Raw genomic sequence first — 25,520 nt, 5'->3', positions numbered from 1 at the left:
TCAACGTGCGCTCATGAAGGCCCGAATACCGTCGGCCAGCCGGCGTCCCAGGCGCATCAGCGTTTCGCCCTCGACCATGCCGATGCCCAGCACCAGCCCGCGACGCGGGTCATCCTCGGCGCATACTGGACTGAGGGGTTTAACCACCAGCCGGCAGTGATGGAGCAGGTAGCGCGTGAGCCGAACGTCATCGATACCGGGCGTGAGGGTGACGCACAAACTGATGGTGCCCGCCGGGGGGGACACGTCGATAACGCCTGGCAGATCCGTCAGCATCGCGTGCAGGGCCTGTTGGCGCAGCAGATAGTCACGATTGATGCGCCGACACCAGCGGTCCAGATCGCCATCGGCCATGAACTGCGCCAGCACCGCTTGATCCAGCATCCTGCCTTCGCGAAAGACCTCGCTGCGCACCCTATTGATGACACCGCTGAGCGCCCGGGGGACGACCAGATATCCCAGTCGCAAGCCCGGGAACATCAGCTTGGAAAACGAGCCGGCCAGAATGTGGTGACCGGCACCGGGATCAAACAGCAGGTCGCGATGGCGGGCGTCGAAGAACTCGTAGTCATCCTCGATGATCACCTCGGGGACGAGCCTTTTCACCAGCTCGCGCTTGTCAGCCACCGGCATGGGCACGCTCAAGGGATAGTGGCGTGCGCCGGTCAGGTAGAGAAAGCGTGGTGCTCTCTGCCGAGTGGGGACATGACGATAGCCCCGGCCGGGCTGCCAGTGGCACTGTTCGATGGCAAGACCTGCGGCGCGAAAGACATTGCGCGCGCCCCAGTAGCAGGGGGAGTCCATCACCGCTCGATCGCCGTGATCGGCCAGCGCCAGCGCACACAGCTCCAGACCATGGTGGGTGCCGTCGGTGATGACGATCTGTTCCAGTGCGCATTCGATGCCTCGCCAGCGCTTGATAAATTCGGCAATGGCGCGCTTGAGCGGGCCGTAGCCGCCGCTGGAGTAGGAGAGCAGCAGCGCGTTGTGGGGCACGGTCAGGGTGGAGTAGAGCTCACGCCAGCGGCGCATGGGAAAGCGGGCAATATCAGGGATGCCGGGCACAAAGGCGCCGCTTTGTATGGCGCTGGCAGCCGCGCCTTCCAGAATGCACTGTGCCCGCTGTGACAGGGCCACGGCGGGGGCGTCAAGGGCGCTATCGGGGCTGACGGGGCGATGGCTCCAACTGCCGCGGCCGTGCTGGGTGACCAGCAGGCCTTGGCGCTGCAGATTTTCCATGACGCCGGCCAGCGTGTTGCGCGCAAGCCCCAACCGTATGCAGATATGGCGATGCGCCGGCAGGCGCTGGCCATCGGTCCACTGGCTCTCGATCAGCGTCATCAACGCTTGCTCCAGACGTGCCCGCTTGCCTAGCCGGTCGGGCTGGCACTGCCAGGCGGCTTCAATATCCGTCAGAGCCTCTTCGGCAGATCGCAGCATGGCATCATCCGGGCGTGAGAAAAGCAGAGCACAGGAGCGTCATTATGAGCTTTACGGCGGCAAGTGGTCCACTTGAACTCACAAGTGGTTCATGTGCCCGGCCGTAGGGGAGTGGTAGCGTGTGGACGGGGATACACAACACGCCGCTGACGTGCCATGACACCTCCCAGCCCTGACAGACCACAACAATGACGGATAAACCCTATGCAGAGCTCAACCAAGCCACGTGAACTGGTACGCGTACTGGCACGGGCCGACGTGCTGGCTGGTGGAGGCTCTGGCGGTACTGCTATCGCTGGCCATGGTATGCCTCTATCTCCTATCTCCCCGGCAGTCCGTCAGCGCTGACATCCGATACAAACGAGGTTGACCGATATGCAGGATATTGAATTCACCAATCAGCGCGCCGCTGCTCTGATTGGTGGGCGCTGGATCGAAGGCGCACGACATTTTGCGGTGAACAATCCGGCCACCGGTGAGCGGGTGGCGGAAGTGGCCGATCTGGGCGCCGATGAGACGCGTGAGGCGGTAGCCGCGGCTGAATCAGCTCTCGGCGCATGGCGCAAGACACCGGCCAAGGAGCGCTCGCGCCTGCTGCGTCGCTGGTTTGATCTGGTGACCGACAATACCGAGAAACTGGCGCGGCTGATGACATGTGAGCAGGGCAAGCCACTGGCGGAGGCGCGCGGTGAGGTCGGCTATGGCGCCTCGTTTATCGAGTTCTACGCTGAAGAGGCCAAGCGGATTGCCGGTGAAACACTGCCGAGTCATGGTGCCGATAAGCGCATTCTGGTGGTTCGTGAGCCCATCGGCGTGGTCGCAGCGATCACGCCGTGGAACTTCCCGCTGGCGATGATCACGCGCAAGTGTGCGCCGGCACTGGCCGCCGGCTGCACGGTGGTGATCAAGCCCGCCGAGGCGACCCCGCTCACCGCGCTGGCGCTGGCCGCACTGGCGCTGGAGGCCGGCATTCCGTCCGGTGTGATCAACGTGGTCACGGCGTCAAGCCCGGTCGCCGTGGGCGAGGTGCTGACCACCGATCCGCGCGTGCGCAAGGTCTCCTTCACCGGCTCGACCCCGGTGGGCAAGAAGCTGCTGGCGCAGTGCGCCTCCACGGTCAAGAAGACCGCCATGGAGCTGGGCGGCAACGCGCCCTTTATCGTCTTTGACGATGCCGATATCGATGCGGCCGTCGAGGGTGCCATTGCGTCGAAATATCGCAATGCCGGGCAGACCTGCGTGTGCACTAACCGTTTTCTGGTGCAGTCCGGTGTGTATGACGCCTTCGTCGAGAAGCTCGCCGCGCGGGTCCGCGAGATGAAGGTGGGTAACGGTCTCGAGAGCGGGACCCTTGTCGGGCCGCTGATCAACCAGGCGGCGGTCGACAAGGTCAGCGCTCACGTCAGTGACGCGCTGGGCAAGGGCGCCCGGCTGGTCGAGGGCGGCAAGCCTCATGCGCTGGGGCACAGCTTTTACGCACCGACGGTACTGGCCGATGTGACGCCGGAGATGGCGGTGGCCCATGAGGAGACCTTCGGCCCCCTGGCGGCAGTGTTTCGTTTCGAGCGGGATGAACAGGCCATCGCGATGGCCAACGATACGCCCTTCGGGTTGGCGGCCTATTTCTATGCCCGCGACTACAAGCGTATCTGGCACGTCATGGAAGCGCTAGAGTACGGCATGGTCGCGATCAACGAAGGGCTGTTGTCGACCGAACTGGCGCCCTTTGGCGGTATCAAGGAGTCGGGGCTGGGCCGGGAAGGCTCGCACCACGGTCTCGAGGAGTTTACCGAACTCAAGTATGTCTGCCTCGGCGGGCTGTGATCGCTGTACATCAAGGGAGATTACGCATGAACAACAACGAGCTGAACGATCTGAAAAAACGCTATGTCGCCAACGGTGCGGCAAGCCCCGATGGGCATTTTGCCGACCGCGCCGAGAACGCCGAATTGTGGGACGCCGATGGCAAGCGCTTTATCGATTTCGCCGGCGGCATCGGTGTGCTCAATATCGGTCACCGCCATCCGAAGGTGGTCGAGGCGGTCAAGGCCCAGCTCGACAAGGTGATGCATACCTGCCAGACCGTCATGCCCTATGAGGGCTACGTGAGGGTGGCCGAGAAGCTCAGTCAGATCACGCCGGTGCGTGGGCATGCCAAGGTGATGCTGGCCAACTCCGGTGCTGAAGCCCTGGAGAACGCGGTCAAGGTGGCGCGTGCCGCGACCGGGCGCTCCAACGTCATCTGCTTTACCGGCGGCTATCACGGACGTACCTTCATGACCATGGCGATGAACGGCAAGGTCGCCCCCTACCGCAACGATTTCGGCCCCATGCCGGGGCAGGTCTACCGCGCGCCCTATCCGGTCGAATCGATCGGCGTCAGCGAAGAGGATGCGCTGCGCGGGTTGAAGATGACCTTCAAGACCGATGCCAATCCGAAGGATACCGCCGCGATCGTGATCGAACCGGTGCTGGGCGAGGGTGGTTTCCACGCCGCCTCGCCGAGCTTCATGAAGGCGCTGCGCGGGATCTGTGACGAGCACGGCATTTTGCTGATCGTCGATGAAGTGCAATCCGGCTTTGGCCGTACCGGCAGGATGTTTGCCATCGAGCACACCGGCGTCGAGCCGGACATCATGACCATGGCCAAGAGCATGGGCGATGGCATGCCGATTTCGGCGGTTGTCGGCACCGATCACCTCATGGACGCCTCGGGTCCCAATTCTCTGGGGGGCACCTACACCGGCAGCCCGGTCTCCTGTGCGGCCGTTCTGGCGGTACTGGAAGTGTTCGAGGAAGACGACATCCTCGGCAAGAGCCAGGCGCTGGGCGAGAAGCTTGCCACTCGTTTCGAGCAGTGGCAGCAGTCGTTTTCCTGCGTGCGTAACGCCCGTCATCTGGGGGCCATGGCCGCCTTCGATCTGGTCGATGCCCAGGGCGAGCCGAACGCCGGGTTGGCCGGCAAGCTATGCAGTACGGCGCGTGAGCGCGGGCTGATCCTGCTCTCCTGTGGACTCTACGGCAACACGATCCGCTTTCTGATGCCGGTGACCATCGGCGATGACGTGCTGAATGAAGGCCTTGATCTGATCGAGACGATGCTCAAGGAACTGGTGGGCTGAAAGCAGACCGCCGAAAAAAGCCTCCGCTATGAGCGGCACTTGACCCGCACTCCGGAAGTGGCCAGCCACGCCAATTTTCGGAGTGTTTTTTGGGGGGCTGCTTGCAGCGGCATTGCTCAAGCGACGTCGTTAACGAAGGCGGCGCGCATCAGTTCCTGGGTGTAGCGCTCGTGCGGGTTGGCGAAGATCTCTTCGGTCGTTCCCTGTTCGACGACCCGGCCCTCCTTCATTACCAGCACGGTGTCGGCGAGCGCGCGAACCACCGACAGGTCGTGGCTGATGAACAGGTAGGTCAGGTCGTGCTTGCGTTGCAGCTCACGTAGCAGATCGATGACCGTGACCTGTACCGAGCGATCGAGTGCCGAGGTGGGCTCGTCGAGCAGCAGGAATTCCGGCTTGAGGACCAGTGCGCGGGCGATCGCGATACGCTGGCGCTGGCCGCCGGAGAACTCGTGCGGATAACGGTTGCGCATTGCCGGGTCGAGTGACACCTCCTCGAGTGCGGCAATCACTTGCGCCTCGCGCTGGCGGCGATTGAGCTCCGGATGATGGACGCGTAGCCCCTCGCTGATCACTTCGCCGACGGTCATGCGCGGCGACAGCGAGCCGTACGGATCCTGAAACACCACCTGCATTCGCGAGCGCAGCGGCCGCATGCCGGCCTTGTCGAGTGCCGTCAGGTCGACGTCCTCGAAACGGATGTTGCCGCTGCTCTTGAGCAGGCGCAACAACGCCCGTCCCAGCGTCGACTTGCCCGAGCCGGATTCACCGACGATACCTACCGTCTGGCCGCGACGGATGGTCAAGTCGATGCCGCGCACCGCCTCGAAATATTCGCTATCCCGAAACAGCCGCTTCTTGAGCGGAAAGCGCACACGTACGTCTGTTGCCTCGAGCAGTACCGGTGCCCCAAGGTCGACCGGTGCCTTGCTGCCGTGCGGATCGGCGTCGATCAGCATGCGCGTGTAAGCGTGACGGGGATTGGCAAAGAGTTCGGCAGTGGCGCCGCTCTCGACCAGTTCGCCGCGGCGCATCACACAGACCCGATCGGCGAAGTGGCGCACGATTCCCAGGTCATGGGTGATAAACAGGATCGCCATGCCGTAGCGCGCCTGCAGGTCCTTGAGCAGGCGCAGGATCTGCGCCTGGACGGTAACGTCGAGCGCGGTGGTCGGCTCGTCGGCGATCAGCAGCTCCGGCTCGCAGGCCAGCGCCATGGCGATCATTACCCGCTGGCGCTGGCCGCCGGAGAGCTCGTAGGGGTAGCTGTCGATACGCCGCGCCGGCTCGGGAATCCCCACCTGCTCGAGCAATTCGATGACCCTGGTGCGTGCCGCGCGGCCCTTGAGCGCCTTGTGCTTGCCCAGGACTTCGGCGATCTGGCGGCCGATGCGGTGCAGCGGGTTGAGCGACGTCATCGGCTCCTGAAAGATCATCGAGATGGCGTTGCCGCGAATGTGGCGCATGCGCTGCGGAGTGACCGCCAGCAGATCCTCGCCCTTGAAGCGGATCGCTCCCGACGTGGTGGCCAGTTCCGGCAGCAGGCGCATGGCCGCGGTCGAGGAGACCGATTTGCCGGAACCCGATTCGCCGACCAGTGCCAGCGTCTCGCCAGCGCGAACATCGAAGCTTACGCCCTTGACCGCGGAAACCCGGCCGGCGGGCAGGTGGAAGTTGACCGTCAGGTTGTCGATTTCGAGTAGCGTGTCGGACATGGTGTTTTCCTAACGGGTCTTGGGATCCAGGGCGTCGCGCAGCCCGTCGCCCAGGAAGTTGAGGCAGAACAGCGTCACGGCGAGAAACGTCGAGGGGACCAGCAGCATCCACGGCGCGGTTTCCATCATGTCCTTGCCTTCCGAGATCAGCACGCCCCAACTGGTCAGCGGTTCCTGCACGCCGAGGCCCAGAAACGACAGGAAGCTCTCGAGCAGAATGACCTTGGGCACGGTGAGGGTGACGTAGATGATCACCGGACCGATGGCGTTGGGAATCAGGTGGCGGGTGATGATGGCGCGATCCTTGACGCCCAACGCATGTGCCGCCTCGATGAACTCGCGCTGCTTGAGCGCCAATGTCTGGCCGCGCACGATACGCGCCATGTCGAGCCACTCCACTGCGCCGATCGCGGCGTAAATCAGAAAGATATTCCGCCCGAACACCACCATCAGCAGGATCACCAAAAACATGAACGGCAACGAGTACATGATATCGACGAAGCGCATCATGGCATTGTCGACGCGTCCCCCCAGGTAGCCTGAAATGGCGCCGTAGAGCACGCCGATCACCAGGCTGACGAAGGTGGCGACCAGCGCCACCGACAGCGACACCCGGCCGCCGTAGAGCGTGCGCGTGAGCAGGTCGCGGCCGTTGGCATCGGTGCCCAGGAGGTGGCCGTTTTCGATGCCCGGCGCGGCGCTGAAAGCGTTCCAGTCGACCTCGGCCAGCCCCCACGGCATGACGTAGGGGCCCAGCACGCAAACCGCGGCGATAACGATCAGCAGCACCAGGCTGACCATCGCCGCCTTGTTCTGCTTGAGACGCCGCCAGGCATCGCGGCTCAGGCTTTCGCCGGCGATGGGGTCGGGGCTGGCCGGCGGGTTGGGTCCGCCGGCCGGCATGTTGTGGCCGCTGTAAGGCGTGGTATCAATGGTCATGAGAATAAAAGCCTCGCCGGTCAGTCGTCATAACGGATTTGCGGGTCGAGCGCGGAATAGATCAGGTCGACGAGCAGGTTCATCAGCACGATGAGCGCGCCATAGAACACCACCGTGCCCATCACCAGGGTGTAGTCGCGGTTCAGGGCCCCCTGCACGAAATAGCGGCCGATGCCGGGAATACCGAAGATCTGCTCGATCACCACCGAGCCGGTGATGATTCCGGCGATCGCTGGCCCCAGGTAGGAGGTCACCGGCAGCAGTGCCGGGCGCAGGGCGTGACGCAGAATCACCTCGCCTTCCGACAGGCCCTTGGCGCGGGCGGTGCGGATGTAGTGGCTGCCCAGCACCTCGATCATGCTGGCGCGCATCATGCGGGCGATATAGGCGATCTGCTGGATCGACAGCGCGATCACCGGCAGCACCAGGTTGGGCAGTGCGCCGCCGTTCCAGCCACCGGCCGGCAGCCAGGCCAGCAGCACGCCGAACACCAGCGCCAGGATCGGCGCGATGACGAAGTTGGGCACCGCGATGCCCGCCAATGCCACACTCATCACCGCATAATCGAGCGCCGAATTGCGCTTGAGCGCGGCGATCACGCCCAACGGCAGGCCGAGCAGCAGGGCGAGCAGAATCGCCAGGCCGCCGATCTCCAAACTCACCGGGAAGCCCTGCAGGATCAGTTCGGTGACCGAGAAGTCCTTGTACTTGAACGACGGACCGAAATCGCCGTGAAGCAGGTTGTTCATGTAGCGCAGATACTGCATGGGCAGCGGTTCGTCGAGATGATAGGCCGCATTGAGGTTGGCCTCGATTTCCGGCGGCAACTGGCGTTCGCCGTCGAACGGTCCGCCCGGCGCGACGCGCATCAAAAAGAACGAGAGGGTGATCACGATCAGCAGCGTGGGAATGGCCTGCAGCAGGCGCTTGAGTGTGTAGCTCAGCATACGGGGACGCTCCGCAGCGTTAGGATGCAATAAGGCAACGTCTTATTCCTCGAGGCGGATATAGCGAAGGGGATGCACGTCCATCGGCGTGGTCTGCCAACCTTGCACCTTGGGCGAGACCAGATGGGCGCTGACGTAGTCGTACAGCGGCAGCAATGCATAGTCATCGAGCAGTAACTGTTCGGCGCGGCTCAGCAGCGCCGCGCGACGCTCGGGGTCGAGTTCGTGCGTGCTCTGTTCGACCAGCGCATCGTACTCGGCGTTGCGGTAGCCGCTGCTGCGCTGTGCCGAGCCGCCTTCGGCATAGGCGTTGAGAAAGTCGTAGGGGTCGTTGACGGTGGCGACCATGCCGTAGCGGGCGATCTGGAACTGCCCCTGATTGACCGTCGCGTAGTGCACGGCGGCCTCGGCATTGACCAGGTCGACCTCGACACCCAGCGGTTTCCACATCGCCGCCACCGCCACGGCAATCTTCTTGTGATCCTCCAGCGTGTTGTAGCGCAGCTCGAGCGCGAGCGGATGCTCGGGCCCGTAGCCGGCCGATTGCATCAGTTGCTTGGCTCGTGCCAGACGCTGGTCCAGGGGCATGTCGGCAAAGGCCATTTGGCCTGCGGTGTCACCGGCGGTGGCGCGCGACACGTACCCGTAGGAGGCGCGCTGGCCCATGCCGAGCAGCTGTTCCGTGATCACCTCGCGGCGCACGGCGAGATTCAGCGCCTCACGTATGCGCGGGTCGGCCAGCGGCTGGCCGTCGCGGAGGTTGAACATATAAAAGTATTCGGCGACCAGCGGCGCGACACGCAGAGCCTCGGGCAGGTTTGCCGAGACCCACGCGAAGCGCGAGGCCGGGACGCCGGAATAGGCAATATCCAGGGTACCGGTGCGAAAGCGGTTGAGCGCCGCACCGGGGTCGTCGACGGGATAGAACACGGCGCCATCGAGGGCGACGCTACCGGCGGCGTAGAAGCGCGGGTTCTTGACGACTTCGATACGCGCCTGCGGACGCCATTCACGCAGCGTGAAGGCGCCGCTGGACACCATCTTGCCCGGAACAATCCAGGCATCGTTCGCAGAGGCGATGATGTGTTCGGGCAGCGGCGCAGCCTCGCTCATCGCCAGCGCCTGGAGGAAATAGGCGGTGGGTTGGCTGAGCTCGATGACCAGGGTATGCGCATCGGGTGCCGAGACACCCAGCGTCTGCGGGTCGGCCTGACCGATATTCACTGCCCTTGCGTTCTCGATGGCGTAGTACAGGTTGGCATTATGGTTGGCGGTCGCAGGGTCGAGGAGCCGGCGCAGCGCGAACACGGCGTCGCCAGCGGTAATCGGCTGGCCATCGGACCACTGCGCATCGCGCAGATGGAACGTATAGACCCTGCCGCCGTCGCTGATCTGCCACGACTGCGCCAACCCCGGCATCAGCGTACCGTCCTCGGCGTAGGTGACCAACCGCTCGAACAGCGACTGGACGATACGCGTCTCCCAGACACCGCTGGTCTTCTGCGGGTCCAGCGTGCCGGGCTCGGCCCCGTTGCCGATGTGCAGCGTGGCGGCGTGACCCAGCGGCGCCACGGCCAGCATCGCGGACAGGAGTGCAGCCGGCAACAGGCGGTAGTGGGGCATGGCGGATTCCGGCAGCTTATGGCGCGAACGTCACCCAGCGCGAAGGATGGTCATCCTCGGGGTTGTCTTCCCAGCCTTCGAGCTCGGGATTGACCAGATTGCGCGTCACATAGTAGAGCAGCGGCACCAGCGCGTAGTCGTTCAGTGCCACGTTCTCGGCCTGCTGCAGCAGTTGCTGGCGCTTATCGAGATCCAGCGTATTGGCGGCCTCGTCGAGCAGGGCATCGTATTCGGGGCTGGAGTAGGCGCCGTAGTTGTTGCCCACACCGCTGTGCAGCAGGGTCAGGAAGTTTTCGGCATCGTTGTAGTCGGCGATCCAGCCGGCGCGGGCGACATCGAAGTTGCCTTCCTGGATAGTCTGATAGTGCACGGTGGCTTCGGAATTGACCATCTCGATATCGACACCGAGCGGACGCCACATCGCCGCCAGCGCAATGGCGATCTTCTTGTGCTCGTCCGCGGTGTTGTAGCGCAGCGTCAGGTGCAACGGGTTATCCGAATCATAGCCGGCATCGGTCAGCAACTGCTTGGCACGCGCCAGGCGCTGCGAATAGTCGGCATCGCCGAGCGGCATGTGCTGGACGTCATAATGAGCGGTGCCGGGCGGTACCAGGGCGTCGGCATCCTCGAAGCTGCCCGCCATGATCTGTTCGGAGAGAATCTTGCGTCGCACCGCCAGGTTGAGCGCCTCGCGCACACGCTTGTCGGCGGTGGGCCGGCCGTCGCGGTTGTTGAGCGCGTAGTAGTACGACCCCAGCATCGGGCTCAGGTGGGTGGCCTCGGGCAGGTTGTCCTTCAACCACTGGTAGCGGCTCGAGGGATATTCGCGCAGCACGTCGAGCTCGCCGGCGCGAAAGCGCGAGATACCGGCGTTGCGGTCCTCGGTGGTGTAGTAGTTGACGCCGTCGAGACTCACCTCGTCGGCATCGTAATACTCGGGATTCTTCTCGACGCTGATGCGCGACTGCGAGACCCACTCGACGGGCGTGAAGGCGCCGTTGGTCACGATGTTGTCCATCTTGATCCACTGCTTGCCGAACGCGTCGACGGCGTGCTTGGGCAGCGGGTAGGCGGTGTAGTGGGTCAGCAGTTGCAGGAAATAGGGCGTCGGAGCGGCGAGCGTGACCTCGAGGGTCTTGCCGGCGTCCAGCGACTTGACGCCCAGCGCGTCGAGAGGGGCCTCGCCGGTGTTGACGGCCTGGGCGTTGGCGATCGGGTAGAGCAGGTAGGCATATTTCGAGGCGCTGGCGGGATCGAGCAAATGCTGCCAGCCGAATATGAAGTCCTCGGCGGTGACCGGCTCGCCGTCCGACCACTGGGCATCGTCGCGTAGATGAAAGGTATAGGTCAGGCCGTCTTCGGAAATTTCCCAGTCGCTGGCCATGCCGGGCAAGCGCTCGCCGCTGGGCGACTCCTTGAGCAGGCCCTCGTAGACATCCATGAGAATCTGCGATTCCCAGACCCCGCCGGAAACTTGCGAGGTGTCGAAGGAGGCCAGCTCACCCATGACCCCTATGTTCAGGGTTTGGGCAAGGGCCGGCGAAGCGAACAGCGCGCCGGACAGGGCCAGTACGCTCAGCATGTAGGAGGAGGAGGGCTTGGACATAGGGTACAGGTTCCGACTTGTTGTTGTGGCGCGGTGTGAATGCATTCACGAAATGTGAAAATAGGCACATTGTGCCTCGAATGCCTTACCTTCCCGCGATCATGAAGCGGTGTCTAATGCAAATGCTCGATAGGGCGTTCGATTTCATGCATGAAGATGGCGCAAAAGCGGGCCAGGCCGCGCTTTTGCTGTTAAAAAACTAACATCGAGGCTTTTATCCAGTCGTGCCCTGGTTTCATCGATCGGTCATTGTCCGCGGTCTTCGCTCAGGCGTATCCAGCGCGAGGGATGCATGTCCAGGGCATTGTCGTGCCAGCCTGTGAGCTCGGGCGCGACCAGGTTGCGTGAGCTGTAGGTGTAGATCGGCGTCAGTGGGTAGTCGCTCAGGCCCAGCGACTCGGCGCGTTGCATCAGTTCGCGCCGCGCTGCGGGGTCCTGTTCGCTGTCGGCCTCGGCGAGCAGGGCGTCGTATTCGTCGTTGTGATAGGCGCCGTAGTTGTTGGTCTCGGCGGAGAGCAGCTGCAGGAAATTCTGCGCATCGTCGTAGCTGGAGATCCAGGCCGCACGAGCGACTTCGAAATCCCCCTCCATCAGGTCGGCATAGTGAATGTTGGCCTCGCTGTTGCGCAGCTCGACATCGACGCCCAGCGGCTTCCACATCGCCGCTACCGCCACGGCGATCTGGCGATGCTCGTCGCCGCTATTGAAGCGCAAGGTGAGTTCGAGCGGATGCTCGGGGCCGTAGCCGGCCTCTTTCATCAGCGTCTCGGCACGTGCCAGGCGCTCTTCCATCGGCGCCTCCAGCCCTGGCTGCGATTGCGCCTGATAGTCGCTGGTACCCGGCGGCACCAGTGAGGTCGCCGGCTCCACGGCGCCCTGAAGCAGCTGATCGGCGATCACATCGCGGCGAATGGCCAGGCTCAGTGCCTCGCGGATGCGCGGGTCGGCCACCGGCGAGCCCTCGCGGGTATTGAAGACGTAATAGTAAGTGCCCAGCGAGGGGAACAGGTGGGTGGCGTCGGGCAGGATATCGGTCAGGCGTGAATATTGCGCGGCCGGATAGTCGCGCAGCACGTCGAGTTCGCCGGCGCGAAAGCGCTGGATGCCGGCATTCTTGTCCTCCAGGGGATGGTAGGTAACGCTATCCAGCGAGACGGCGGCGGCGTCATGGTAGCGCGCGTTCTTGACCGCCTTGAGTTGCGAGTGCGAGACCCATTCCACCGGCTTGAAGGCACCATTGACCACGATGTTCTCGGGGCGGCTCCAGTCCTCGCCGTACTGTTCGTAGGCGTGTTGCGGGATGGGATAGGCAAACGGCAGCACCAGGGTCTTGAGGAAGTAGACGGTGGGCTCGGTCAGGGTGACCTGCAGCGTCTTGCCGCCCTCCACGGATTCGACGCCGAGGCTGTCCAGAGGCTTGTCACCGGCATTGATCGCCTGGGCGTTGACGACCGGGTAGAGGCGGTGGGCGTAATTGGAGGCGGTGGCCGGGTCGACCTGATGACGGTAGGCGAAGACGAAGTCGTCGGCGGTCAGCGGCGTGCCGTCGGACCAGGTAAGGCCATCGCGCAGATGGAAACGGTAGGTGAGGCCGTCCTCCGACACTTCCCAGTCGCGGGCGGCGCCGGGAATGATCCGGCCCTCGGCGTCGATGGCGATCGGCCCCTCGAAGATATCGCGCATCACATCCTCCTCCCAGACGCCGCCGGTGAGCTTGGCCGGACTGAGCGAGGCGGGATCGCCGGAAATGCCGATGTCCAGGGTGGCGGCGGACAAGGGCAGCGAGAACAGGGCAACGGTCAGGCCCAGGGCCTGGGCGACACGGGGAGGCGCGAACATGAGAGATCCCTTCGATGGCAGCGTAATCGGCTATTGTAGTGGCGTGTTTGCGATGATAGCGCATCGCAAGGCGGGGTAAAGCCGGGCAGAGCCGGAGAAAGCCGCGCCGCTGTCTTCAGGATGACGCTATCATGGCCTTTAGCTACAATGAGCCTCCTTTTTTCGCGCCGCCCCATCGTGGCGGTGCGCCAAGCGCAATGCCGACAGGATTCCCATGCAAGAGATCAACCCGATCAACAATCTCATCAAGGAGCTGTCCGAACGGACAGATATCCTGAGGGGGTATCTTTGACTATGCCGAGAAGAAGGATCGGCTAGAGGAAGTCTCCCGCGAACTCGAGAATCCGGACGTGTGGAACGATCCGGACTATGCCCAGAAGCTGGGCAAGGAGCGCGCCGCGCTGGAGCTGGTGGTGGAAACCATCGACGAGCTCGACCGAGGGCTGGCCGACAGCAGCGAGCTGCTCGAGCTGGCGGTGATGGAGGACGACGAGGGCACTGTCGCCGAGGTCGACAGGGAGCTCGGACGTCTCGAGGCCGCACTCGAAAAGCTCGAATTCCGGCGCATGTTCGCAGGCGAGATGGACGCCAACAATGCCTATCTCGACGTTCAGGCCGGCTCGGGCGGCACCGAGGCCCAGGACTGGGCCAACATGTTGCTGCGCATGTACCTGCGCTGGGCCGAGCATCACGGCTTCAAAGCCGAAATCGTCGAGGTCAGCGCCGGGGAAGTGGCAGGCATCAAGTCGGCGACCATTCATGTCCAGGGCGAATACGCCTTTGGCTGGCTGCGCACCGAAACCGGCGTGCACCGCCTGGTCCGCAAGAGTCCGTTCGACTCCGGTGGTCGCCGGCATACCTCGTTCGCCTCGGTGTTCCTGTCGCCGGAAGTCGACGACAGCTTCGAGGTCGACATCAACCCCGCCGACCTGCGCACCGATACCTATCGCTCGTCCGGCGCCGGCGGTCAGCACGTCAACACCACCGATTCGGCGGTGCGGATCACCCACGAACCGACCGGCGTGGTGGTGTCGTGCCAGACCCAGCGTAGCCAGCATGCCAACCGCGATTTCGCCATGAAGCAGCTCAAGGCCAAACTCTACGAGCTGGAAATGCAAAAGCGCAACGCCGCCAAGCAGCAGGCCGAGGACAGCAAGTCCGATATCGGTTGGGGTAGCCAGATTCGCTCCTACGTTCTCGACGATCAGCGCATCAAGGATCTGCGTACCGGCGTGCAATCCAGCAACTGCGACAAGGTGCTCGACGGCGACCTGGATCAGTTCATCGAGGCGAGTCTCAAGCAGGGACTCTGAGCCGGCGCTGCTGCGCTCGCGACGGCCCTTCTCCACGGGAAGGGCGGTATTCGAAACAGCGAATTTCATCTTCTAATAGGCAGAGCAATGGCGAACCAGGATCATCCACAATCTCCCGACGCCCACGACGAGAATCGTCTGATCGCGGAGCGGCGGGCCAAGCTTGCCGTGCGCCGCGAGCAGGCGGCAGAGCAGGGCGGAAGCGCCTTTCCCAACGACTTTCGTCGTGACAGTCTGGCGGCGGAGCTGCAGGCCGAACTGGGCGAACTCGACAAGGCCGAGCTGGAAGGGCGTCAGCGTCAGGCCGCTGTGGCGGGGCGCGTGATGCGCAAGCGTGGCCCGTTCCTGGTGATTCAGGACGTCTCCGGACAGATCCAGCTCTACGTCGACAAGAAGGGGCTGCCCGAGGCGGTGCTCGACGATATCAAGGGCTGGGATATCGGCGACATCGTCGCCGCGCGCGGACCGGTACACAAGTCGGGCAAGGGGGATCTGTACGTCAAGATGGACGAGGCGCAGTTGCTGACCAAGAGCCTGCGCCCATTGCCCGACAAGTTCCACGGCCTGACCGACACCGAGGCGCGTTATCGTCAACGCTACGTCGACCTGATCATGAATCCCGAGTCGCGCCGCGCCTTCGAAGTGCGTGCCGGGGTGATCGCCTCGATTCGCCGCTTCTTCGAGGCCCGCGGCTTCATGGAAGTCGAGACGCCGATGCTGCAGCCGATTCCCGGTGGCGCCACGGCGCGGCCGTTCACCACGCACCACAATGCGCTGGACATCGACATGTACCTGCGCATCGCCCCGGAGCTGTATCTCAAGCGCCTGGTGGTGGGCGGCTTCGAGCGGGTCTTCGAGATCAACCGCAACTTTCGCAACGAGGGGCTGTCGACGCGTCATAACCCCGAGTTCACCATGCTCGAGTTCTACTGGGCGTACGCGGACTACAAGGACCTGCTCGACCTGACCGAGGCGATGATCCGCAATGCCGCCCAGGAAGTGCTGGGCACCACGACTCTCAACTATCAGGGCACCGAGTACGACCTGGGCCAGCCGTTCCGGCGGCTAACGCTGCGCCAGGCGATTCTCGAACACGGCGGCAATCTGACCGACGGCGACATCGACACGCTGGAGGCGGCCCGTGCCACGGCCGAACGTCTGGGCATCCAGGTCAAGTCCGGCTGGGGGCTGGGCAAGCTGCAGACCGAGATCTTCGAGGAGGTCGCCGAAGCCAAGCTCGATCAGCCGACCTTCATCATCGAATACCCGGCCGAGGTCAGCCCGCTGGCGCGGCGCAATGACGCCGACCCGTTCGTCACCGACCGCTTCGAGTTCTTCGTCGGCGGGCGCGAAATCGCCAATGGCTTCTCGGAGTTGAACGATGCCGAGGATCAGGCCGAGCGCTTCGCCGCCCAGGTGGCCGAGAAGGAGGCCGGCGATCTCGAGGCGATGTATTTTGATGCCGACTACGTGCGCGCACTGGAGTACGGCTTGCCGCCGACCGCCGGCGAGGGTATCGGCATCGACCGGCTGGTGATGTTGTTCACCGATAGTCCGTCGATTCGCGATGTGCTGCTATTCCCGGCGATGCGCCCTCAGGCCGACTGACGATTGCGACGCTCGGCGATACTGCGGCGAAAGCGGACAGACCATGCTCATGTATCACTGCGTACACTGCACTGTCTTGTCCGCGTCTTCTTGTCCCGCCTCGGTGCGCGAGGTTTTCCGTTCGCAGTGGAATAGTTGGTAAGAGGCGCTCCGAACGACCATAATGGTCACCGTTTCGACGTCGAGGAGAGTCCGATGAAACTGCTCAACCGTTCCGCGCTGAGCGTCAAGCCGACCCAGGTATTCGTGGACTGGATCAATTCACTGGAACCTACGATGGGCGATGACGACCTGACTCTCGCCGATGTCGACCGGGAAAATACCGTCTATCTGATTCCCGAGATGGACACGCCGGAGGCTCTGGAAGCCTTCGTGCGCGAGCGCTTCGCCGATATTCTGGAAAGCGAGCTGCGCGCCTGGGAAGAAGACGATCGCCAATGGCCGGCAACGCTGGACTGGGCGTTGTTCAAGCGCTTTCTCAACGTCGAGCATAGCTATCTGGCGATCGATCTCGACGACGAGGCGCCGCTGGAAATCGCCGAGGTCGATGACGCGCTGCTGCTTGAAGCCGACGAGGACTGATATGGTTGCTCTCGGCGAAGCGTATCCTTTGCGTGCCTCGGCAAACGCGGCATGCGCGAGGACGGGCATGTCGTCGTTGTGCTGTTAGGCCGGCTGTTCGAGACGCGCCCCGGAGACAGCGGTCTGCCGGGTCCGCAGCGTCGGCTTGCGGTGTTCACGCTGATCATGGGCACGCTGATGGCGGTGCTCGACAGCGGCATCGTCAATATCGCCCTGCCAACCCTGGCCCGTCAGCTCGACGTCCCGGGGTCGCGTGCAGTGTGGGTGACCAACGTCTATCAGCTGGTGTGCGCCGCCTTGCTGCTCTCCTTTGCCGCACTCAGTCACCTCATCGGGCGCTACCGCCTTTATATCGGCGGGCTGATGGTGTTTACGCTGGCGTCGCTGAGCTGCGCACTGTCCCGCTCGCTGGAGGCATTGCTGGTGTCGCGTGCCCTGCAGGGGGTCGGTGCCGCCGCGATGCTCAGCATCGGCCCCTCGCTGTATCGAGTCATCTTCCCACCACGCCTGCTGGGGTCGGCCATCGGCCTGAGCGCCTTCGTCGTCGCCTTCGGGATCGCTTTCGGCCCTTCGCTGGGCGGCGGCATCCTGTATCTCGCCAGCTGGCCGTGGCTGTTCGCGATCAATGTGCCGATCGGTCTACTGGCGCTGTGGCTCGCCTGGCGCGCCCTGCCGCGCGAGCCGGCAAAGCCGGGGGCGTTCGATTGGCCCGGGGCGCTGCTCTCGGCGGTCATGCTGGGCGGTTTCGTATTGTCTATCGACCGCTTCGGCCACGGGGGACATGGCGGGGTTGTGGCGCTGCTGCTGTTGGCGAGCCTGCTTTGCGCAGGGCTCTTCGTGTGGCGCCAGCGCCGCGCGCCAAGGCCGCTGGTGCCACTGGTCATGTTTGCCGAGCCGCGCTTTGCCTTGGCCGCTGCCGTCTCCCTGCTGGCGTTCGTGGCGCAGGGGGCGGCCTTCGTCGGACTGCCGTTCCTTTACCAGACCCAGATGGATCTTTCGCCGTTGCAGGCCGCTTGGCTGTTCACGCCCTGGCCGCTGGCGTTGATGTTTTCCGGGCCGCTGGCCGGGCGCCTGGCGGATCGCTTCAACCCGACGCTGTTGTCATCATTGGGGTTGGGGGTCTTTCTGCTCGGTATGCTGGCGTTTGCCATGATGAGCGTCGAGGCGACCGCGCTCGATATCGTCTGGCGCGCGACCCTGTGCGGGCTGGGCTATGGCCTGTTCCAGGCGCCTAACAATCGCGAGCTGATCGGCAGCGTGCCGCTCGAACTGAGTGCCAATGCCTCGGGCATCCTGGCCTCGGTGCGGACCTTTGGTCAGTCGTTGGGGACCGCGCTGGTCGGGCTGGTCATGGCGCTGTCCTTCGGGTCGCTGACCTTGGCCTTATGGCTAGGGTGCGCGTCGGTCCTCGCGGCATTGTTGCTGAGTGTCCGGCGGATTCCGTTGGCCGCGAAGCACTAAGCGCATCGCTCAAGGGCCGTCGACACGTTACAATGGCGGCTTCCGACAGAGGAGGCTTCCCGTATGAGCGTCCAGGCACGTATCGAAGACAAGCTGCAGATTCTCGAGCCGGTCTACCTGACGGTCGAGAACGAGAGCCACATGCATCATGTTCCTGCCAATTCCGAGACACATTTCAAGGTGACTCTGGTGTCGTCCGGCTTCAAGGGGCTGATGCCCGTCAAGCGTCACCAGCAGATCTACTCGGTGCTGGCCGACGAACTTTCAGGGCCGGTACACGCGCTGGCGCTGCATCTGTATACCCCCGAGGAGTGGCAGGCACGCGGTAATCTGAGCCCCGCCTCTCCCAACTGCCGGGGCGGCGGCAGCCGCTAGATGGTCACCGAACCGCAGCGGCTGCAGTATCTGGAGGCGATGGGGCTGGCCGCCTGGAGCAGTCGCTATCGTCTGCCCAATGCCGCACTCACTCCGCAGTGCGAATGGCAGGAGGATGCCACGCCGGCCACCGAGCCGCGCGGCGCGCGCTTGCATGCCCTGCTCGACACCGCGAGTGCGCCCGAGGCGTCGGCTGTGGTTGTCGAACCGCCCGCTACGCCCCGACCAGCGCTGGCTCGGGCCCGCGCGTTGCTGGAGGAGGATGCCCAGCCGAAGGCTGCACCTGGCGCCCCCCGCCAAGAACACACCGAACCTCATCCGACGGCCAGCCAGGAACCCGCTTCGCAAGTGCAGGCCGAGCCGCTGCGCTTCACGCTGCAGGTCGCGGCGCTGCAGGGGCGTTGGCTGGTGCTGGCATCCGAGGAGCAGGGAATCGGCGCGACCGAGCAGCAGTTGTTGATCAATCTGCTGAGAGCGGCCGGTATCGTAGTGGCGGAGGCACCGTCCTTCGAAACGTTCCGCTGGCCCTTGATGAAAGGGATGACGACGGCCGCGCCGCTCGAAGAGGCCCGTGACGGGGTGCGCGCGTTCATTGCGGGCCAGGCGCGGCGCGGCTGGCGGCCCGAGCGATTGCTGGTCTTCGGTCATGACGATGTGCTGACGCCGCTGTTGCAGGTCGAAAACGCCGAGTGTCGTACCCTGGCACTGCCCTGCTGGCAGGCGCCCTCGCTGACGACATTGGCCAACTCTGCCGAGGCCAAGCGCAGTCTATGGCCGGTAATGTCCACGTGGCAGACTGCCTGGGCCGACACTGCTACCGCTACAGGCGCCGACGTCGGGCCGGACCACGGCGCGACCGATGCATCTTGAGCGCCTCGGGTTCGAGCATTTGGCGGATGTCGTCGCCCTCGAGCAGTGCGGGCAGGCACATCCTTGGAGCGTTGCCCAACTCGAGTCGGCTTTTGACGATGAACGTAGCGAGGTATGGGGTGCCTGGGAGGTAGTCGGCGATGAAACCCGGCTGGTCGGCTTCGCGGTATTCTACTGGCTGCCCTTCGAGGCCGAGCTGCAGGCGATCACCGTGTCGCCCGCTGCGCGCCGGCAAGGCGTGGGGCGGTATTTACTGGCTCGGCTGGCCGAACTGGCGATAAGCCGTGGCAATGAGCGCTTGTTGCTGGAGGTGCGCCGCGACAATACCGCGGCGCTAACGCTTTACGAGGCGGCGGGCTTCGACGTCGATGGCCATCGGCGTCACTATTATGTCAATGCCGATGGCACTCGCGAAGATGCGGTGCTGATGTCGCGGGCACTTGCCGACAGGGGCGCATGCCGCCGCTTTCAGGACGACGCGCCGTCTTCGCTTTCCAATCCCTGAAACTTGCCTAGCAACTCGCCCAGGCGGCGTTCCCAGTCATCGCGCTCCTGCTTGAGGCGGGTATTCTCTTCACGAAGCTCCTCGGTCTCCATCTTCAGCATCTCGATGGTGTCGACGGCGTTTTGAACTTTCTGTTCCAACTGATTGAAAAGCTCGATGCTCATTGCATTCTCCTGTGGTGAGGCATGGCGGTCAGCGTACGTAGCCCTTCTCGAGGCGGCAAGCGGCGTACGCCGATACGGGTAGATTTTTTGCGATTCTCACGGCATGACGCGATACAGGCGTCCGATACTGTCGCCGGCGCGTATCTCTCGGTGAAGCAGCCAGGCGCTGGGGGCGCTGAAGTCGAGCTCGGATTCGGTCTCGACATAAACGAAAGCGTCGGCTTCCAGCCAGCCGGCTTGATCCAGACGCGTGCAAGCCGCCTGCGCCAACCCCTGACGAAAGGGGGGATCGAGGAAGACCAGGCCGAAGGGCGTGGCGGGGCCGGCGAGAAAGTGTTCGGCATCCTGAGTCACCACCCGGCCCGGCGCCGCCAGTGTGTCGAGATTGGCCTGCAGGGCCTGGGCGACGCGCGAGGCGCGTTCGACGAATACCACCTCGTGTGCGCCCCGCGACAGTGCCTCGATCCCCAGCGCCCCGGTACCGGCATACAGATCCAGTGCCCGACAGCCGGCAGTCACCGCGGACAGCCAGTTGAACAGGGTCTCGCGGACTCGATCCGGGGTCGGGCGCAGGCCCGGACTGTCGAGCACCGGCAACAGGCGGCGGCGGTACTGACCGCCGATGATGCGCAGCTTGCCCGGGCCCTTTCCCTGGCCGGGAGGAGCGGAGCGCTGGGCATGACGGGTTCGGGAGGTTGATTGGCGTCGACTCATAATCGGCGGATTGTACCCCCACCCAGGCAGGAGTGATAGGATGATGCCCATCCTTTCGGAAGGTCGAAGCTGACGCTATACGTTCGGCCTTCGCGCGCCGTGGAATTGCCGTCTCCGCGTCGTGCAAGGCGAAAGGCCGGCGATCCGACATGACACCCCAGTCAGGACCGCCGGCGGTCAGCCACATTGTCCAACCTTTATTCAAGCCAGGACAGATTCTCGCCCATGTTCGGTTTTTTCAAGCGTAAGAAGAAGCAGCAGGAATCTCAGGCGCAGGAGCAAGAGCAGGAAGCGCTGCGCCGTGAGGAGGAGTCCCCCGCCGAGGAAGATGCCGCCGCGCCAGCGGGCGTGGCCATCGAACCTCCGACGACCGAGGGCGAAGCGCATACGGTGGATCCCGAGACGTTGCCGCCTGTCGAGGTGACCCCCAACCCGCGTGAGCGTGAGTCGGCCCGCGAGTCGCTGAGTGAGCCGAGCGATGCCAGTGGTGGGCAGTCGGCACTGGAAGAGCGCCCGGTCGATCCCGCGTCGGAAGCGTTGGCCACGGATGCCGTCCCCGCTTCGCAAGCTGCCCCGGGGGAAGAACGGGCCAGCGAGTCTCCCGCGACGGCGGGCGAAGCGCATACGGTGGACCCCGAGGCGTTGCCCCCTGTCGAGGTGGAGCCCGCGCCTCGCGAGCGCGAGGCGGCCCGCGAGTCGCTGAGCGAGCCGAGAGATGCCAATGGCGGGCAGTCGGCGCTGGAAGAGCGCCCGGTCGATCCGGCGGCGGAAGCGCTGGCCGCGGACGCGACTGAGCCGGAGGAGGCTGAGATAGCCTCGGCCAGTGATGCGGTGGCGCGCGGCGAATTGCCCGCAGAACGCGACAAGTCCGCAGTGCTCAAGGAAGCCGCCGCAGAAGCCCATCAGGAAACCCGCGAGCAGCTTGGGGAGACAGGAGCGCGCGCCGACGAGCCGCTGCCCGACGTGACATCGACCCCTGCTGCGCCGCAGGAAAAGCCCAAGGGAGGCTGGTTTGCCCGAATCAAGGCCGGCCTGGGCAAGACCCGCGCCAACCTGACCGAAGGGATCGCCGATCTGTTTCTGGGCAAGAAGCAGATCGATGACGAGCTGATGGAGGATCTGGAAACCCAACTGCTGATGGCGGATGTGGGCATCGAGGCAACCACCGAGATCATCGATCGGCTGGCAGGGCGCGTCAGCCGCAAGGAGCTCGACGACCCGCAAGCGTTGTACAAGGCGCTGCAGGAAGAACTGGCCGGACTGCTCGAGCCGGTCAGTGTACCGCTGGTGCTGCCACCCAAGGGCGAAGGCCCGTTCGTGATTCTGATGGTCGGCGTCAATGGCGTCGGCAAGACCACTACCATCGGTAAGCTGACCAAACGCTTCCAGAGCGAGGGACGCAGCGTGATGCTGGCCGCCGGCGATACTTTCCGCGCCGCTGCCGTCGAGCAGCTCAAGGTATGGGGGGATCGCAACCGAGTGCCGGTAGTGGCCCAGCATACCGGTGCGGATAGTGCTTCGGTGATCTACGACGCCCTGGCAGCCGCCAAGGCACGCAAGATCGATGTGCTGATCGCCGATACCGCAGGGCGGCTGCACAACAAAGGCCCGCTCATGGAAGAGCTCAAGAAAGTGCGTCGGGTCATGGCCAAGCTCGATGAAAACGCTCCTCACGAAGTCATGCTGGTGCTGGATGCCGGCACCGGCCAGAATGCTCTGGCGCAGGCCTCGACATTCAACGAGGCGATCCCCGTCACCGGGATCACCCTGACCAAGCTCGATGGCACCGCCAAGGGCGGCATCATCTTCGCGCTGGCCAAGCAACTGAATATGCCGCTGCGCTACATCGGGGTGGGCGAGTCGCTCGACGATCTGCGGCCCTTCGCGGCGCGGGATTTCGTCAAGGCGCTGTTCGAGCGCGACGAGACGGCAGATCGCTGAGACATGATTGCGTTCGAACACGTCGGTAAGCGCTACGGTGGGCGCTTCGAGGCGCTCGCCGACATCAACTTCCAGGTCCGGCGCGGTGAAATGCTGTTCCTCACCGGGCATTCGGGGGCGGGCAAGAGTTCCCTGCTGCGCCTGATCATGCGTCTGGAGCGTCCATCACGCGGGCGGATTCTGGTGGCGGGGTACGACATCGACCGATTGCACAATAGTCAGGTGCCGTTCTATCGCCGCCAGATCGGCGTGGTGTTTCAGGATCACCAGTTGCTGTTCGATCGCAGTATCTTCGCCAACGTGGCGCTGCCGCTGGAGATCCAGGGCATGGAGCCGCGCGAGGCGGCACGGCGCGTGCGGGCGGCGCTCGACAAGGTGGGGCTGCTGCATCGCGAGAAGGCTCTGCCCATCGAACTTTCGGGCGGCGAGCAACAGCGTGTCGGTATTGCCCGGGCGGTGGTCAACAAGCCGGCGCTGCTGCTCGCCGACGAGCCGACCGGTAACCTCGACCCGCAGCTGTCCGCCGAGATCATGCGATTGTTCGAGGACTTCAACCGCATCGGCACGACCGTCGTCGTTGCCAGCCACGACTTGGCGCTGATCGAACGCTTGCAGCACCGCATGCTGGCGCTGCGCGACGGACGTCTCGTCAGCGATCAGGAGGTGGCATGAGCCGGCGCGAACCGTTAGCCGCGCGCCGTGGAGCTCGCGCCAGCCGCCCGGGGATGGAGAGCCGTACGCGAGCCTGGCTGCGTCATCATCGCGCCATGTGTCTCGACAGTGCCCGCCGGCTGGTACGCTATCCGCTGGGTAGCGTGCTGACCATGCTGGCCATCGCGATCGCCTTGATTCTGCCCTGCGGCCTGTGGCTGACACTCGGCGCGGCACGCCTGCTGGATGCAGAACTCGATGCCAGCGCCACGGTGACGGTCTATCTGGCGGCCAGTGTCGACGAGTCGCAGGCGCTGGACATTGCGGCGACGCTGCGTGAACAGCCCGGAATCGACACTACGCGGCTGGTCACGGCCGCCGAAGGGCTCGCCGAGTTCCAGCAGACGCTGGGATTAGAGGATTCTCTGGACATGTTGGAGAGCAATCCGCTGCCGGCCAGCGTCATCGTCGCACCCGACGATACCCGCCCCGAGGCGGTGCGTGAACTAGCCGAACGCCTGCGGCAGATCCCCGGTGTCGAGGAGGCGCGGCTCGATCTGGCCTGGCTCCAACGGCTGCGCAATATCGCTGATCTGGGACAACGATTATCCTTGGCGCTGGGCCTATTGTTTGGGCTTGGGGTGTTGCTGATCGTCGGCAATACTATCCGCCTGGGGGTGGAGAGCCGACGCCAGGAGATCGAGGTCGTCACCCTGATGGGGGCGACGCACGCTTTCGTGCGTCGCCCGTTCCTGTACAGCGGTGCCTGGTACGGATTGGGGGGAGGGATACTGGCCTGGGGGCTGCTGACCCTGGGCGGGCAATGGCTGGCGGCGCCGGTCACCACCCTGGCGCAAAGCTACGGCGCCGTTTTTTCCTTCCCTCGGCTAGGCTTCAGTGGGTCGGCGTTACTACTCTTTTCGAGTACACTGTTGGGCTGGTTAGGCGCTTGGCTAGCCGTCGGGCGTCATCTTGCCGACATCAAGCCGCATTAATAATGGGTATCCTCGCAGACTGCGAGGGTGGGATTGAACTTTAGTCTTGTGGTGCGGTCTTAAAGCCGCATGCGTTTGTGAGGCACTTAACTTGTTGTGCCGTCGGGTTTTACGGGCATGCGCCGGGAAGGCGCGACCGAGAGACGGCACGCTGGGCAACAATGGAGACATCTGCATGAGCACCAGTCTTCTGCCTGTCGGTCATCTTTCGCCGGGCCACGACCTGAATGGTTACATCCAGGCGGTCAACAGGATTCCCGTGCTGACCGCTGAAGAAGAGCGTGAGTTGGCCTTTCGCCTGCATGATCACAATGATCTGGAAGCGGCGCGGCGTATGGTCATGTCGCATCTGCGTTTCGTCGTGCATATCGCGCGCAGCTATTCCGGCTACGGCCTGCCACAGGCCGACTTGATCCAGGAAGGTAACGTGGGTCTGATGAAGGCCGTCAAGCGTTTCGACCCCAACCAAGGGGTGCGCCTGGTGTCCTTCGCTGTACACTGGATCAAGGCTGAAATACACGAGTTCGTGCTGCGCAACTGGCGGATCGTCAAGATTGCGACGACCAAGGCGCAGCGTAAACTGTTCTTCAACCTGCGCAGTGCCAAGAAGCGTCTGGCGTGGTTGAACAACGACGAGGTCGAGGCCATCGCCAAGGATCTCGACGTCAAGCCCGAAGTGGTACGGGATATGGAAGGGCGTCTGTCGGCCTTCGATGCTGGCTTCGATGCGTCGCCTTCCGACGATGATGAGCAGAGCTACCAAGCGCCGGTGCACTTTCTGGAAGACGGGCGCTATGATCCGGCCTCCCAGCTCGAGGAGTCTGACTGGGAAGAGGATTCCACGCATCGTCTGCAGCTTGCGCTGGCCAATCTCGACGATCGTTCGCGCGACATCCTGCAGCAACGCTGGCTCTCCGAGGAGAAGTCGACCCTGCACGATCTGGCCGATGTCTATGGCGTCTCCGCCGAGCGTATTCGCCAGCTTGAGAAAAACGCCATGAAGAAACTCAAGCAGGCGCTGGGAGAAGATACCCTGGCGGCTTGATACCGCTGTAGAATATGGCGCTGAAATAAGCCCCCCGGCTCAATGAGTCGGGGGGCTTTTGCATG

The 25,520-nt window shown here is 63.9% G+C and carries 22 protein-coding genes; 13 read left to right on the top strand and 9 right to left on the bottom strand.

Annotated elements, in window-relative coordinates; translation table 11 throughout:
• Entirely contained in the window at positions 1-1,440 is a 1,440-nt protein-coding gene (locus ACW4DH_RS14695) for an aminotransferase-like domain-containing protein (protein ID WP_459637144.1), read from the bottom strand.
• A gap of 375 nt (positions 1,441-1,815) precedes the next feature.
• Between ACW4DH_RS14695 and ACW4DH_RS14690 the strand changes: the two genes are divergently transcribed.
• Positions 1,816-3,264: an NAD-dependent succinate-semialdehyde dehydrogenase gene (locus ACW4DH_RS14690; RefSeq protein WP_459637143.1), complete on the top strand. Its 1,449-nt coding sequence runs from the start codon at positions 1,816-1,818 to the stop codon at positions 3,262-3,264.
• 26 nt (positions 3,265-3,290) lie between these two features.
• Positions 3,291-4,562, top strand: coding sequence for a 4-aminobutyrate--2-oxoglutarate transaminase (gene gabT / locus ACW4DH_RS14685; RefSeq protein ID WP_459637142.1), 1,272 nt, complete (start codon positions 3,291-3,293; stop codon positions 4,560-4,562).
• 116 nt (positions 4,563-4,678) lie between these two features.
• Here the strand turns inward: gabT and ACW4DH_RS14680 are convergent, their stop codons facing one another.
• From ACW4DH_RS14680 to ACW4DH_RS14655, 6 genes are all read right to left on the bottom strand, one after another.
• Positions 4,679-6,277, bottom strand: coding sequence for an ABC transporter ATP-binding protein (locus tag ACW4DH_RS14680; protein ID WP_459637141.1), 1,599 nt, complete (start codon positions 6,275-6,277; stop codon positions 4,679-4,681).
• 9 nt (positions 6,278-6,286) lie between these two features.
• The gene (locus ACW4DH_RS14675) at positions 6,287-7,180 is read right to left on the bottom strand and encodes an ABC transporter permease subunit (protein ID WP_459637196.1); all 894 of its coding nucleotides are present in this window, start codon (positions 7,178-7,180) and stop codon (positions 6,287-6,289) included.
• 56 nt (positions 7,181-7,236) lie between these two features.
• Positions 7,237-8,163: an oligopeptide ABC transporter permease OppB gene (oppB, locus tag ACW4DH_RS14670; RefSeq protein ID WP_459637140.1), complete on the bottom strand. Its 927-nt coding sequence runs from the start codon at positions 8,161-8,163 to the stop codon at positions 7,237-7,239.
• A gap of 42 nt (positions 8,164-8,205) precedes the next feature.
• Entirely contained in the window at positions 8,206-9,786 is a 1,581-nt protein-coding gene (locus ACW4DH_RS14665; protein ID WP_459637139.1) for a peptide ABC transporter substrate-binding protein, read from the bottom strand.
• A 16-nt stretch (positions 9,787-9,802) separates the two neighbouring features.
• Positions 9,803-11,392, bottom strand: coding sequence for a peptide ABC transporter substrate-binding protein (locus tag ACW4DH_RS14660; protein WP_459637138.1), 1,590 nt, complete (start codon positions 11,390-11,392; stop codon positions 9,803-9,805).
• A gap of 246 nt (positions 11,393-11,638) precedes the next feature.
• Positions 11,639-13,231, bottom strand: a complete 1,593-nt coding sequence (locus ACW4DH_RS14655) for a peptide ABC transporter substrate-binding protein (RefSeq protein ID WP_459637137.1) — start codon at positions 13,229-13,231, stop codon at positions 11,639-11,641.
• A 214-nt stretch (positions 13,232-13,445) separates the two neighbouring features.
• On the opposite strand from ACW4DH_RS14655, the gene prfB reads away from it, so the two are divergent.
• The 7 genes from prfB to rimI all read left to right on the top strand — a co-directional run bounded on the left by prfB (position 13,446) and on the right by rimI (position 19,945).
• Positions 13,446-14,544 (top strand): peptide chain release factor 2 gene (prfB, locus tag ACW4DH_RS14650; RefSeq protein ID WP_459637136.1). Its coding sequence is split into 2 segments (ribosomal slippage): positions 13,446-13,520 and positions 13,522-14,544, totalling 1,098 coding nucleotides; the frame shifts between segments, so codons are not numbered across the junction.
• An 87-nt stretch (positions 14,545-14,631) separates the two neighbouring features.
• On the top strand, positions 14,632-16,152 hold the full coding sequence (lysS, locus tag ACW4DH_RS14645) for a lysine--tRNA ligase (protein WP_459637135.1): 1,521 nt from the start codon (positions 14,632-14,634) through the stop codon (positions 16,150-16,152).
• Positions 16,153-16,347: 195 nt separating this feature from the next.
• Positions 16,348-16,734, top strand: a complete 387-nt coding sequence (locus ACW4DH_RS14640; protein WP_459637134.1) for a hypothetical protein — start codon at positions 16,348-16,350, stop codon at positions 16,732-16,734.
• A gap of 51 nt (positions 16,735-16,785) precedes the next feature.
• Positions 16,786-18,195: an MFS transporter gene (locus ACW4DH_RS14635; protein WP_459637133.1), complete on the top strand. Its 1,410-nt coding sequence runs from the start codon at positions 16,786-16,788 to the stop codon at positions 18,193-18,195.
• Between the two features lie 63 nt (positions 18,196-18,258).
• On the top strand, positions 18,259-18,570 hold the full coding sequence (locus tag ACW4DH_RS14630) for a BolA family protein (RefSeq protein WP_459637132.1): 312 nt from the start codon (positions 18,259-18,261) through the stop codon (positions 18,568-18,570).
• On the top strand, positions 18,571-19,440 hold the full coding sequence (locus tag ACW4DH_RS14625; protein ID WP_459637131.1) for a hypothetical protein: 870 nt from the start codon (positions 18,571-18,573) through the stop codon (positions 19,438-19,440).
• Positions 19,430-19,945: a ribosomal protein S18-alanine N-acetyltransferase gene (gene rimI / locus ACW4DH_RS14620; RefSeq protein WP_459637130.1), complete on the top strand. Its 516-nt coding sequence runs from the start codon at positions 19,430-19,432 to the stop codon at positions 19,943-19,945. The genes ACW4DH_RS14625 and rimI overlap by 11 nt, the downstream gene beginning before the upstream one ends.
• On the opposite strand, the gene ACW4DH_RS14615 is transcribed toward rimI, so the two are convergent.
• Both ACW4DH_RS14615 and rsmD read right to left on the bottom strand, forming a co-directional pair.
• A complete protein-coding gene (locus ACW4DH_RS14615; RefSeq protein ID WP_459637129.1) occupies positions 19,909-20,109 on the bottom strand; it encodes a cell division protein ZapB in 201 nt (66 codons plus the stop codon). The genes rimI and ACW4DH_RS14615 overlap by 37 nt on opposite strands.
• 96 nt (positions 20,110-20,205) lie before the next feature.
• The gene (gene rsmD, locus ACW4DH_RS14610) at positions 20,206-20,823 is read right to left on the bottom strand and encodes a 16S rRNA (guanine(966)-N(2))-methyltransferase RsmD (protein ID WP_459637128.1); all 618 of its coding nucleotides are present in this window, start codon (positions 20,821-20,823) and stop codon (positions 20,206-20,208) included.
• A 537-nt stretch (positions 20,824-21,360) separates the two neighbouring features.
• On the opposite strand from rsmD, the gene ftsY reads away from it, so the two are divergent.
• The 4 genes from ftsY to rpoH all read left to right on the top strand — a co-directional run bounded on the left by ftsY (position 21,361) and on the right by rpoH (position 25,455).
• Complete coding sequence (gene ftsY, locus ACW4DH_RS14605; protein WP_459637195.1) at positions 21,361-22,764, top strand: signal recognition particle-docking protein FtsY; 1,404 nt, start codon at positions 21,361-21,363, stop codon at positions 22,762-22,764.
• Between the two features lie 3 nt (positions 22,765-22,767).
• A complete protein-coding gene (gene ftsE, locus ACW4DH_RS14600) occupies positions 22,768-23,436 on the top strand; it encodes a cell division ATP-binding protein FtsE (RefSeq protein ID WP_459637127.1) in 669 nt (222 codons plus the stop codon).
• Entirely contained in the window at positions 23,433-24,410 is a 978-nt protein-coding gene (ftsX, locus tag ACW4DH_RS14595) for a permease-like cell division protein FtsX (protein ID WP_459637126.1), read from the top strand. Before ftsE ends, ftsX begins: the two co-directional genes overlap by 4 nt.
• A gap of 175 nt (positions 24,411-24,585) precedes the next feature.
• Positions 24,586-25,455: an RNA polymerase sigma factor RpoH gene (gene rpoH / locus ACW4DH_RS14590; RefSeq protein WP_459637125.1), complete on the top strand. Its 870-nt coding sequence runs from the start codon at positions 24,586-24,588 to the stop codon at positions 25,453-25,455.
• Positions 25,456-25,520 lie beyond the last annotated feature (65 nt).

Source organism: Halomonas sp. WWR20, assembly GCF_054602495.1.
Note: the sequence above shows the minus strand (reverse complement) of the source record. Positions and strands in the feature narration are given on the sequence as shown.